Raw genomic sequence first — 11,789 nt, forward strand, 5'->3', positions numbered from 1 at the left:
AAAGTTGGATATACCCTAATATTTAAAGTATGCCTTTTCACCAAAATATGATATTTGATTGCTCATGTTAGAGTAAACGATGACTTTAACCATATTTGTTCATAATAATTTGACTTGTAGATCATCTAAAATTATGCTAAAAAATCTGAATCTGAAACAAAAATTTACAATTCTGCTGCTGGTAATTCTGACATTCGGTTTGAGCTTGACTGGATTTGCTCTTTCTTCTCTGCTCAGAGAGAATGCTAAACAAGATATTAGCTCAACTGGCCTCATGCTGATCCAAACAATGAGTTCTGTTCGTAAATACACCAGTACTCAAGTGAATCCAGAGCTAGCTGATAAATTGGCTACTGAATTTTTGCCGCAAACTGTACCTGGATACTCAGCACGGGAAGTATTTGAGATTTTACGGAAAACAACAGACTACCGTGATTTCTTCTATAAAGAAGCAACTCTCAATCCCACAAATCTTCGGGATAAGGCTGACGGTTTTGAAACAGAAATTGTCGAAAGGTTCAAAAATAAATCAGACCTTAAAGAAGTGAGTGGATTTCGCTCAATTCCTGGTGGGGATATCTTTTATATTGCTCGTCCTTTAGTAGTTTCGGAAGAAAGCTGCCTGAAGTGTCATAGCACACCTGAAGCTGCGCCTCAAACTATGATTACTCTTTATGGTGCAGCTAATGGATTTGGGTGGAAGCTGAATGATATTGTTGGCGCTCAGATTATATCAGTACCGGCGAATGATGTCATCAGCAAAGCCAATCAGTCTTCCTTACTAATTATCCTAATTGTATCAACTATATTTATAGCGACTATTCTGTTAGTTAACTTGTTCTTGAATCGACAAGTTGTTATACCTCTCAAACGCATGACTCGCATAGCTGAAGAAGTTAGTACCGGACACATGGAAGTTGAATTTGAGCAGATGTCTAATGATGAAATTGGTAACTTAGCTAAAGCCTTTAAACGGATGCAATTAAGTTTAGAAATGGCAATGAAAAGAATCAAACGCACTCAGGGAGGTACGGGAGATTAAAAATTAAAAAAAAATTAAAACTTGTCTACGCCTAAATTCGTGTTGTCTAAAATATCTATGAGAATAAGCTTTTTTTGAATTCAAAAGCTGCTTGAAAGTTAGGAATCTCCCTAGCTATGAGTTCAATAAATTGGTCGGGTGAAATACAAGAATTTTGAGCTAATATTTCTTCTATAATCAGATTTGCCATTGGGCCGATGTGGTAGGCTAACTCTTGCTGACAACGCTTGATAAATGCCGGTTGCAGTGAAGGTTGTTGTTCCATTCGCCCAGTTTGTGGACTAGTCGGTGAACTAAAAATTGTTTCTTCCGGTTGGTTGTATGATTCGGATATTACCGACATAGCCTGAAATTCCGGTTTAAATACCGTCAAAGGCAAATCATCAAGTATGATTGCAGGAGATATTACCGCTTCTGGTTCTCCAATGCGCTGCAAATCTGTGATAACTTCCCTAGCTGTTTGGTATCGCTTGTTAGGTCTATCTGCCAACATACAATCAAGGACTTGGGCGAATCCATCAGTAATATGTGTATAATCGCGCCAATTCCATTCTAGTGAGTACTGATCCATTAGTAAAGATGGATCTCTACCGGTGAGTAGTACAATAGCTGTGACTCCTAAAGCATAAAGGTCACTACAGGGGGAACATAAACCCAAGCTAATCTGTTCGCGGGGAGCATATCCCACTTTGCCGACAAGGGACATTTTGCCAACAAAGGTTACTTGGTGGTGAGAACTTCTCCCTTCGTTCATGTCTGCAACTTGCTTACCGACACCAAAATCAATCAGCACTGGCAAATCGTTGCCATCGGGTAACATGATGTTATCAGGAGAAATATCTCGATGGATAATGTTGTGTTGGTGGACGTATTCTAAAACAGGTAAGAGATTCTTTAGCCACTGTATAACTTCGTCTTCAGAGAAATTTCTTCCTTGACGTTGAAGTTCTCCTAGCAGTCTCGAATATGTTTTACCGTCAACATACTCTTGTACTAGAAATAGCCGACCATCTCCTTCAAAGCAAGCCAAAAATTTGGGAATTTGAGGATGTTGCAATTGATGAAGAATTTTTGCTTCTCTTTTAAATAAGTTACGATATTGTTCTAGTCCACTCTCTCCTGTGCCAATGGGTGCAAATTCTTTGAGAACACAAGCTTCATTAAACCGACGAGTGTCAAAGGCCAAGTAAGTTCGTCCCAATCCTCCCTGTCCTAGAAGTTTTTGAATAATATAGCGGTTATCGATTAGAGTTCCAGCAGTTATTTCTGGCCTTGTGATATGTGACTGTGACATCATCATCGCACTCCTAGCGATTTTCTTGGTGATAAATTATCTAGTTTGCTGAAAGTCAGAACTCTAGCAAATAAAGGCTGATAACATCCTTCAAATTGAGGTTAGCACCACTGTCGAGACAAGGAAATACACTTTTCTACTATCTTTTGATGGTCTTGTGTGACTAAATAGACAATTTTTACTTGGGTAGATTTGATCATACCACTCATACTTACGTATTCTAGCAGCCGCAACATAACTAGTACCGCAAGGCGGAAGTCAAAAGTCAAAAGTCAAAAGTCAAAAGTATTATGGAATAAGCTCTTTAGGAATTTTAAATGGTTGCTCTATTTCCGCCGAACTGTACTAGTGTCTGCGGTAATACCTGCGAATATTGCCTTTTGGATTTGCTGCTGAACCTTATCTTACCCTTACAATACCTTTGCCAATTTACGAGGGTGAATTGATGGCTGAACTCTCTTTTCTCCCATGCTTGGCAAAAACAATCAGTCCTAAAAATTCCTTCAAGGTTTCCCACAAGGCTTTTTTAATGTATTGCCCGTAGTATCAAGGGTTTGACATCCAAAGATCCCTTATAAGCTTTCATGCTTATATATGGGTCATTTTGCCATTTTGGCCAAAATTTTTGTAGGCTCTTATTTTGGCAAAGGTATTGCTAAAGCTACAATAATTCATCTAGTTCATCAGGATTCACGCCTAACTGACGCAAACGTTCTGCTAATTTTTCGGCTTTTCGTTTGGCTTGAGCAGTTTCTTGTTTAGCTTCTCTAGCTTCTTGTTCAGCAATAATAGCTCGTTGAGTTGCAGCAGTGGCTTCCTCTGTGGGTGCGGGAATTAATTCTCCCGCTAAAGTGAACCACCTTAACCACAACCTTTCAATATCTCGAAATGAACCTTGCCATAAGCCTAAACTTAAATCTATCTCTGGCATTTGTAGGCATCCATCATTCAAATTCATCGGTTCATAATGACCGCCTACTAACTGAAAAGCCCGAAGTTCATTGGTGTAGCGACTAAAAACAACATAGTAGGGAATCCGCAAAATCCTTTCATAGACTTCCCATTTACTAGGAGGTTTATTTGCTGCACTTTCTCTTTTTGTGCCTAAATCTTCTTCTTCTGTACCTGGAGATAATAACTCAACAACCACGAAGGGATTTGCTGGCTCTTGCCAATTTACATAACTTAACCGTAAGTCCTGCCCTTTGTATAATTTTCCTACGCCTACGACACCAAACCAATCTGGGCGCTTGTACCACAAAGGATGCTGGAGATCATAGTAGAGATTGAGGTCAGCAGCACTGTAAACTAGTTCTGGATTCCAGTTAATGGGCTGAAAAGTTAAGTATAAAAGTAAGGGTTGTAAAAAGTGAAAATCATCTGGCAAACCTGGTTCCTCTGCGTTATAACTTGGTAAATCATACATCGTTGGTAGAGTTTCCCAAGGAGGAAGAGGCGGATCAGATTGAGGTATATAGTGATAAGAGGAAGTCATATCTTTTACTCTTTAAGAGAAAACCATATTTGCTGGATGCGTTGACGCACTTTTTACCAATAATTTGGTTGTAAAACTCCTAATTTACGGTCTAATAGACGCTTCTCTAATGTGTTTAAGTTTTTTCTTGGAGGTAGATATAAGCTATGTTGTATCCCAAAATTTGCGGGTGCGATCGCGTCATGTCATATTGTATTTTGGAAGCATGACAACTTCATAATTAGATATTAGGATACAAGATATTGACCATTGTGGCATAGTCGCAGGTATATGTAATGAGCAAATCAACCGTCTACTAGGGACTCATCCTCTGTTTTCATGGAGGTGTTTTGGAAAATGTTAAAAGAATATGAAGATTTCTAAATTTTTAATTAGCTTCGTAGGAGCGATCGCACTCCTCACCACCGTCGGTTATTATTATGTATTCATCTTAGGTGCGCCACAACTAGACCCGCCTCAAGAAGAGGCAAATACTGGGCTAAAGTTTCAATTAACAACCTTCAATTCCCAAGCGATGGGTGCAGTCCGTAACTACGGTGTGATTTTGCCACCAGGCTATAACAAAAATCCGCAAAAGCGCTACCCTGTGATCTTCTTACTCCACGGTGGTCATGATGATGCTCGTGCTTACGCTGATAAATATGCACTCTTAGACATACTCCATGAACTTTATCAAAGTGGAAAATTACCGCCATCAATTGTGATTACACCTGATGGTAATGATAATCGCGGTTCCAGTCCTTTGTATGATCCTGATTATTATGATGGTCCCAACGGCAAAATCAGTACTTTGATTGGCTCAGAATTAGTGCAAGTTGTCAAGTCCCGCTACCGCACTTTAGACCAACCCCAGTTTTGGGCGCTGGGAGGTCTGTCTTCTGGGGGATGGGGGGCTTTTAATATCGGGTTACGCTATCTAAACAACTTCCATATTTTGTTTAGCCATAGCGGTTACTTTACCGATAACAGCAGTTTACAAAATAGTCCCCAACAAATTGTGCAACAGCTACCACTTCAAGATAGGAAGCAATTGCGTGTTTATCTGGATGCCGGTCTGAACGATGCTGACTTGCTGGCTTCTACCAAAGCTTTTAACGAAACCTTAAATAAGTTAGACATTGCTCACGTATTTTATGCATTTCCTGGAGGTCATGGTTTATCTGGTGCAGACGTAGGCTGGAACTACTTCCACAAGCATCTTAAAGATTCGCTCTCTTATGTAGGTGAACAGTTTAAAAAAGCTAAGAGTTAGGGGTCAGGAGTTTGGAGAGACGCGATTAATCGCGTCTGTACATTAGGAGTTAAAATTTGAAAATTTAGGTTATATTGCTCCCATTGTGGTATGGCATTAAAATTAAGGTGTTATGGAGAAAATTCAAAACATTAAAAATCTGTATAATTAACAAAGTCGATAAAACTGGTATGTTTATTATTTTAGTCCCTAAAGAGAGTCGTCAAGCCAAAACTCCTAACCCCTAACGTACAGACGCGATTAATCGCGTCTCTCCTAACTCCTAATTAATACTTCTAGATTAATGACCAATAATTTAAAAAATCAGATTGCACTTTGGAGTGCAGCTTCTCTTACAGCTTTAGTCGGAGTAGTAAATTTGGTGTCAGCAGTGACACCTAACCTGTATGGACGAAATCACTGGTTGAAGGAATTTATACCATTTGAAACTCGTGCCAGTGGTCATGTATTTGCAGCACTAACTGGGTTTGTTTTACTCACACTTGCTACTAATTTATTACGGCGAAAAAGAATAGCCTGGTTACTGACCATTGGTTTACTAGTAATTTCCATTTTCAGCCACTTGCTAAAGGGACTGGACTATGAAGAAAGTCTACTCTCTGGAGTTTTGCTGCTGCAATTAATCTTGATGCGCCATTTTTTCACAGCGCAATCAGACCGTCCTTCAATTGCACGGGGAGTTCGAGCGCTGATAGGTGCTTTATTATTTACCCTGGCATACGGAACTATTGGATTTTATTTGTTAGACGGCAAATTTTCTGAAAACTTTAACTGGCGTGATGCTGTACTTCAGACTTTAGCGATGTTTTTCACTGCGGATAATTGGGGACTGCAACCAAAGAGCCGATTTGGAGATTTTTTTGCTAATTCTATCTATATTATTGCAGCAGGTACTATTACTTATGCAATGGTAATGCTGTTGCAACCTGTGTTTTGGCGGAATCTAGCAACATCAAATGAGCGGCAAAAGGCTAAAGAAATTGTTGAGCAATATGGATGTTCTTCTTTAGCAGCGTTCACACTTTTAAATGATAAAAGTTATTATTTCAGTCCTTCGGGTAATAGTGTAATTGCTTATGTTCCCAAAGGACGAGGTGCGATCGCCTTAGGAGACCCCATAGGCCCCATTGAAGACCGCAAAGAGACAATTGTTGCTTTCTGGCAGTTTTGCCAGCGCAACGACTGGTATCCTGGCTTTTACCAAACTATGCCCGATGATGTTGAGCTTTACAAGTCATTGGGGTTTCAGGTACTCAAGATTGGAGAAGAAGCGATCGTTGACCTAAAAAGTTTTACGTTGCAAGGGAAAGCGGGTAAAAACTTTAGACCATCAATCAATCGTTTAACTAAGCTAGGATACCAAATCGACTTTTACCAACCACCCATCTCCAATGATTTATTGCACCTACTCAAATCTGTAAGTGATGAATGGCTGAAAATGGTACAAGGTTCGGAAAAACACTTTTCTTTGGGTTGGTTTGACGAAGCTTACCTACGAGAGTGCGAGATTGCTGTGGTGCATAATCCCGAAGGTGAGATCAGCGCCTTTGCCAACATTCTTCGGGAGTACCAACTCAACGAAGCCACTATTGACATGATGCGACATCGCGCGTCCATCGAGAGTGGGACAATGGACTTTCTATTTATTTCCCTGCTTCAACATTTTAAAGAGTGCGGCTACGACAGCTTTAATTTCGGTCTTTCTGCCCTTGTGGGAGTTGGAGACAACCCAGAATCGCGCCGCTTAGAGAAAGTATTGCACTATCTTTATGGGCATTTGAATCGCTTCTACAACTTCAAAGGACTGCACGCGTATAGAGAGAAGTTCCGCCCCCGTTGGGAACCACGTTATTTAGTTTATCCCAGTTTAGCCACCTTACCAGATGTAGTTGTAGCATTGATTCGCGCAGATTCAGGCGATCGCCTCTTTGATTATTTCAAACCTGGAGCCTAAATGTGGACTCAAAAAATTTGGAATCATTTTGATCGAATTGCTTTGCAGGGCTATGTCTACGACGGGCTACGCCTACACAACTTGGCATTTATATGATACAATTGTACTATAAAATGATGAATGTCCGATAAGTATGCAACGCGAAGTACAGCTTTGCCTAAATTCGTAGGGGATGAACTCAAACAAACTCTGCGCTCCTCTGCGTTTAAACTTAAACCCTCAATTGTCCACGAATTTACGAAACTGTGTACAAAGTTTGGTAATTAAATTATTGTGTGTTTGCCCTTCAATTTTGCACAGTTGTAATAGGTTATTTTCTCAGAGTAATATAGCGTTTCTTACTTTACTGAGGTACATAATAGCCGCCTCTCGAAGAGCGGGGTGGGGTTCTTGTACCTCACTCAACTGGGAACTGCTATAAACCTCACTAAGCGTGGCTTTAAAAGATTCTTGACCTTTATACGAAAGGTAGCAATATGACAAATAATCAAATTTCTCTGGTAGAATTGCTCCAAATTTTTGCACAATATCGCAACAATATTATTGTCAACATCAAGCACCTGCAAGAACATTACCAGAGAACAGCTATCAAGCGCGTTAAAGGTGTGAGAGACGAAAATGGAGAACTGCTCCAACCTTGGTTGAGAACAGAATACATGGATAATGCTGAGTATGTTGGTATGGGCGAGTTTCACTTCAACCGCAATACTGCTACTATCAATATGCTTATCAAACGTAAAGCAAAACTTGCCAAACTTGAAGACAAAACTCCCACTCTTGAAGTAGCAGGGTTGCTAGTAAATGACCTCAATACCTTTAATAATTACACCATTGTCAGTGACGGCAAAATCAACGTCAAGTCCTTACAAGTCAAAATTAGCAGTAAAAAAGCCTTTGACTTACTCAAAGAAAAAGGCATACTGGATGCAGAAGAATTTGACTTCCATGCTGAACATACCATTCAGTTAGATAACTTACCGCTTGTACCTTCTGATGGACACTACAGCAGTATTGATGGCTTATTTTCTCAACTGGCAGAAATTAAAGTGCTTTCTAGTATTATTTCTGCTCACTTGAAACAGGAGTCAGATAGGTTTGTAGTAGCACAGGTAGATGAATTGAAAAACCACTATCTGTCTAAGAACATTTACATTAACTTCCCGACAACCAACGAATATCCCGATATCAATGAAGCTCTGGTTAATGGTTCTGTTGAATCAAGAGTTAGTTATAAAGTTGATATCGGCAGTAAAGATATTCTCAATCTCGGTAAGTTGTATTCTGCTAACAGATTTCTTGGTAGAATGTATCGTCTTTATGACAAAGAGACTAGGGAAGTTATCAAGAAGCCTAGTTTTGAAATGGCATTCCAGGAAAATCTCGCTTTTAGACACAAACTACTGTCATCACGTACCAATATTACAAAAGTTGATGAGTTGATGAAACCAATTTTTGATGATTTTTTAGGACTTGAGGATAACGGAATAGTGACAGCTATTCTATCAAAAGTTGGTGCTGATACTTTGGCGCAGATTTTGCAGGATAAAGATACTGTCACTAAGGAGGAAATGGTCGCAGCTTTGACAGCAGCAAAAACCAAATTAGAGGAATATACAGACAAAATTTACCGAGATAAAATTTCTCCTTTGGTTTTTTATATTGGTGTTACTGGTCTGTTACCGAATGAAATGGCGGTCAAGTCTATTACGGCTGAAGAACTTGCTACTCAATATCCAAACTTACAGTTTTCTAAATATGAGCAAGAAGGTAAGTTTTTTGTAGTGGGTGACAGCATTATTAGTGTGTATCCCCAGACTGAATATTACAGCAAAAAAGTGGCTGTTACTATGGAAAAGTAGATTGTGAATTAAACGCTTTTGCCGCCGATAGTTTCGTAGGGGGTGTTATGCGGTTAACGCCCCCTACGATTACTCTTAATGGATTATGGGTTGCCTAAAATACAGCTAGAGCCTGAATGAATTGTAGACGAACTTGAACTTGTAGGTGAAGATGTCAACCCAATAATACTACATATAATTTGTAAAGATATTAACAATAAGATAATGTAGTAAATTATTTTTAAATCTTTATTAACGATTTGAAAATAGCGCTCTACAAAAGAAGAATAACCTTTTCCTTAGCCTAAAAATTTGCTGTTTACATCCCCAACCCTGACCGGATAAACAAATCAGCAATGCTACCTAGTCCTATCCCAAAACCGGGAATTATAAATAGAAGCATCATGGCAAAGAGTCCGAATTGGGTATATTGCAGTGCCTTTAGCTGAGGAAAAATCTCACTGAAAACATGAAAGCCATCAAGTGGTGGAATTGGCAATAGATTAAACAGAAACAACGTCAAATTAATCCGAGCCGCTAGGTAAAGAAATTCAACACTCAAGACTCCTGAAAGACTAGGATTAAAGAAAAGTTTGAGCAGGACAATAAATAGAATGCCTAAAGCGAGATTGGATAATGGGCCTGCTGCTGATACCAAAATATTTCCTAGCTTCCCAGAGCGAAACTTAGATGGGTTGACGGGCATTTGTCCCCAAGCTATACCCATGAGACACAGAAAGATGAGCGATTCTTTGCCCATGTGAACTACAGGATTAAGCGTCAGATGACCAGTTTGTTGTGGAGTGTTGTCTCCCTGACTCATCGCAGCCCAGCCGTGAGCAAGTTCATGCAAAGTGATGGAAAATATGACAATTTAATCGCGTTCAATAAGCCCCTGCTGGGATCATTAGTAGTTCCTGGTCTCAGTCTGGGAATTTTACTAGGGGCGTTGGTAATTGTCTCAGCATGGGTATTAATTTTTATCTACGTGCGTTGGGCAAATAGCAGTTACGACGACCAAATCGCAAGGCTGACACGCAAATGAAAATTGGGCATGGGGAATGGGGAATGGAGATGAGGGAGATAAGGGAGTAGGGGAAAAAGAACATTGATTTATTTACCAATGCCCAATGCCCAATGCCCAATGCCCAATAGCTAGCTATTAGCTATTTCTAGTCCAAAATCCAAAATACTAAACCAAAAAAAGCATGGATAGTGTGTGGTTCAATCTGCCACTGGCGGCGGATATTACTAGTCTTGGTAAGTTTAACCCGTTAGCGATCGCTTTCTTCTTTCTGTTTGTTGTCAGTTCTTTAGGCATTACCTATTGGGCGGCAAAGCTGACCAAAAATACCGCCCACTTCTACACTGCTGGCGGTAATATTAGCGGTTTCCAAAATGGGCTAGCCCTAGCAGGAGACTTCATGAGTGCAGCTAGCTTTTTAGGTATCACTGGGCTGGTGGCACTCAACGGCTTTGATGGCTTAATTTATTCTATCGGCTTCCTGGTGGGCTGGCCGATTGTCATGTTCCTAATTGCCGAACCACTACGCAACTTAGGTAAATATACTTTTGCCGATGTAGTGGCTTATCGGTTGCAGCAAAAACCTGTACGTATCGCATCCGCCATTGGAACGCTGGTAGTAATTAGCTTTTACTTAATTGCCCAGATGGTAGGGGCTGGTGAGCTAATCAAACTATTGTTTGGCTTTGATTATGAATTAGCTGTGGTCATCGTCGGTTGTGTGATGATGGCTTATGTGATTTTTGGCGGGATGATTGCCACCACCTGGGTACAAATTATCAAAGCTGTTCTGTTGCTTGCTGGAACAATTTTACTAGCTATTTTAGTACTGTCACGATTTGGCTTTAACCCACTCGCTCTTTTCGCTGCCGCATCTGAAAAGTATACAGGTGTATTAGCTCCAGGCAAACAGGTTTCTGATCCCTTTGATGCGATTTCTTTGGGGATGTCGTTGATGTTTGGTACTGCTGGATTACCCCACATCCTAATGCGTTTCTACACAGTACCGGATGCTAAAGCAGCGCGGATATCGGTTACTTATGCCACAGCGATTATTGGCGTTTTTTATCTCCTTACCTTCATCCTGGGCTTTGGAGCGATGGTATTAGTAGGACAAGATGCCATCAAGAAAATTGGTAGTGGTGGTAACATGGCTGCGCCGATGTTGGCAGAATTTCTCGGTGGTGATGCTTTCTTAGGCTTTATTTCTGCTGTTTCCTTTGCAACTATTTTGGCAGTTGTCGCTGGGTTGACACTCTCAGGTGCGGCTGCATTGTCCCACGATTTGTGGGTGAACGTGGTACGCTCTGGTCATGCTGACGAGTCAGAACAGCTAAAGGTGGCTCGTGGTGCAACAATGGTTTTAGGATTAGTAGCGATATTCTTAGGTATTTTGTTTAAAGGACAAAATGTGGCTTATATGGTAGGTTTAGCATTTGCGATCGCAGCTAGTGCAAACTTCCCAGCGTTGCTGTTATCAATGCTTTGGCGACGCTTTACTACCAATGGTGCGGTTGCGAGTATGTTAGTGGGTACTGTCTCCTCCTTGGTGCTGATATATTTGTCACCGACAATTCAGATAACGATTCTTAAGCACGCTTCTGCACCCTTTCCACTGAAAAATCCTGGATTAATTAGTATCCCACTGGCGTTTATTGTGGCGATCGTCGTTTCACTATTGAGTACTGAACAGGAGGCACAGGAAAAATTTGCCGAAGTTGAGGATCGCATTCACATTGGTTCTGGGATGTGATTTTGTTAACGGATAAAGAAGTAAATTTAAGCCCCAGCCAATAGAATTCGCGGCTACACAAACAAAGTCCGCCTGCGCGGACTAAGAGGAAATTAAGGTTTTTTAACCCACGTAGGTGGGTTTTGCCTGTGTAGACG

At 40.5% G+C, this 11,789-nt stretch carries 9 protein-coding genes; 6 read left to right on the forward strand and 3 right to left on the reverse strand.

Features of this window, described 5'->3' with window-relative positions:
- The first annotated feature begins 133 nt into the window (after positions 1 to 133).
- Positions 134 to 1,042 carry a c-type heme family protein gene (locus V7K97_RS01815; RefSeq protein WP_334798995.1) on the forward strand — a complete coding sequence of 303 codons (909 nt, stop codon included), beginning with the start codon at positions 134 to 136 and terminating at the stop codon, positions 1,040 to 1,042.
- Positions 1,043 to 1,097: 55 nt separating this feature from the next.
- Here the strand turns inward: V7K97_RS01815 and V7K97_RS01820 are convergent, their stop codons facing one another.
- Both V7K97_RS01820 and V7K97_RS01825 read right to left on the reverse strand, forming a co-directional pair.
- Positions 1,098 to 2,336 (reverse strand): serine/threonine-protein kinase, encoded by a 1,239-nt coding sequence (locus tag V7K97_RS01820; protein WP_334799166.1) that lies wholly within the window; start codon positions 2,334 to 2,336, stop codon positions 1,098 to 1,100.
- 661 nt (positions 2,337 to 2,997) lie between these two features.
- Positions 2,998 to 3,831: a Uma2 family endonuclease gene (locus tag V7K97_RS01825; RefSeq protein ID WP_334798996.1), complete on the reverse strand. Its 834-nt coding sequence runs from the start codon at positions 3,829 to 3,831 to the stop codon at positions 2,998 to 3,000.
- 349 nt (positions 3,832 to 4,180) lie between these two features.
- Here V7K97_RS01825 and V7K97_RS01830 point away from each other — a divergent pair, with 349 nt between their 5' ends.
- The 3 genes from V7K97_RS01830 to V7K97_RS01840 all read left to right on the forward strand — a co-directional run bounded on the left by V7K97_RS01830 (position 4,181) and on the right by V7K97_RS01840 (position 8,896).
- Entirely contained in the window at positions 4,181 to 5,083 is a 903-nt protein-coding gene (locus V7K97_RS01830; RefSeq protein WP_334798997.1) for an alpha/beta hydrolase, read from the forward strand.
- Between the two features lie 283 nt (positions 5,084 to 5,366).
- The gene (locus tag V7K97_RS01835; RefSeq protein ID WP_334798998.1) at positions 5,367 to 7,037 is read left to right on the forward strand and encodes a phosphatidylglycerol lysyltransferase domain-containing protein; all 1,671 of its coding nucleotides are present in this window, start codon (positions 5,367 to 5,369) and stop codon (positions 7,035 to 7,037) included.
- A 476-nt stretch (positions 7,038 to 7,513) separates the two neighbouring features.
- Positions 7,514 to 8,896: a hypothetical protein gene (locus V7K97_RS01840; RefSeq protein WP_334798999.1), complete on the forward strand. Its 1,383-nt coding sequence runs from the start codon at positions 7,514 to 7,516 to the stop codon at positions 8,894 to 8,896.
- 298 nt (positions 8,897 to 9,194) lie between these two features.
- Here V7K97_RS01840 and V7K97_RS01845 read toward each other — a convergent pair whose 3' ends face one another.
- Positions 9,195 to 9,698, reverse strand: a complete 504-nt coding sequence (locus V7K97_RS01845) for a site-2 protease family protein (RefSeq protein WP_334799167.1) — start codon at positions 9,696 to 9,698, stop codon at positions 9,195 to 9,197.
- 24 nt (positions 9,699 to 9,722) lie between these two features.
- Here V7K97_RS01845 and V7K97_RS01850 point away from each other — a divergent pair, with 24 nt between their 5' ends.
- Together V7K97_RS01850 and V7K97_RS01855 are read left to right on the forward strand one after the other, a co-directional pair.
- A complete protein-coding gene (locus tag V7K97_RS01850; protein WP_334799000.1) occupies positions 9,723 to 9,920 on the forward strand; it encodes a DUF485 domain-containing protein in 198 nt (65 codons plus the stop codon).
- A 163-nt stretch (positions 9,921 to 10,083) separates the two neighbouring features.
- Positions 10,084 to 11,652 (forward strand): sodium:solute symporter family transporter, encoded by a 1,569-nt coding sequence (locus V7K97_RS01855; protein WP_334799001.1) that lies wholly within the window; start codon positions 10,084 to 10,086, stop codon positions 11,650 to 11,652.
- The last annotated feature ends 137 nt before the right edge of the window (positions 11,653 to 11,789 follow it).

Origin of the sequence: Nostoc sp., from assembly GCF_036917815.1 — a bacterium.
Classification (GTDB): domain Bacteria; phylum Cyanobacteriota; class Cyanobacteriia; order Cyanobacteriales; family Nostocaceae; genus Nostoc.

Excerpts from the sequence above, each read along its gene's own strand:
- V7K97_RS01815 (WP_334798995.1), top strand. The coding sequence starts at position 134 with ATGCTAAAAAATCTGAATCTGAAACAAAAATTTACAATTCTGCTGCTG.
- V7K97_RS01820 (WP_334799166.1), bottom strand. The coding sequence starts at position 2,336 with ATGTCACAGTCACATATCACAAGGCCAGAAATAACTGCTGGAACTCTA.
- V7K97_RS01825 (WP_334798996.1), bottom strand. The coding sequence starts at position 3,831 with ATGACTTCCTCTTATCACTATATACCTCAATCTGATCCGCCTCTTCCT.
- V7K97_RS01830 (WP_334798997.1), top strand. The coding sequence starts at position 4,181 with ATGAAGATTTCTAAATTTTTAATTAGCTTCGTAGGAGCGATCGCACTC.
- V7K97_RS01835 (WP_334798998.1), top strand. The coding sequence starts at position 5,367 with ATGACCAATAATTTAAAAAATCAGATTGCACTTTGGAGTGCAGCTTCT.
- V7K97_RS01840 (WP_334798999.1), top strand. The coding sequence starts at position 7,514 with ATGACAAATAATCAAATTTCTCTGGTAGAATTGCTCCAAATTTTTGCA.
- V7K97_RS01845 (WP_334799167.1), bottom strand. The coding sequence starts at position 9,698 with ATGAGTCAGGGAGACAACACTCCACAACAAACTGGTCATCTGACGCTT.
- V7K97_RS01850 (WP_334799000.1), top strand. The coding sequence starts at position 9,723 with ATGCAAAGTGATGGAAAATATGACAATTTAATCGCGTTCAATAAGCCC.
- V7K97_RS01855 (WP_334799001.1), top strand. The coding sequence starts at position 10,084 with ATGGATAGTGTGTGGTTCAATCTGCCACTGGCGGCGGATATTACTAGT.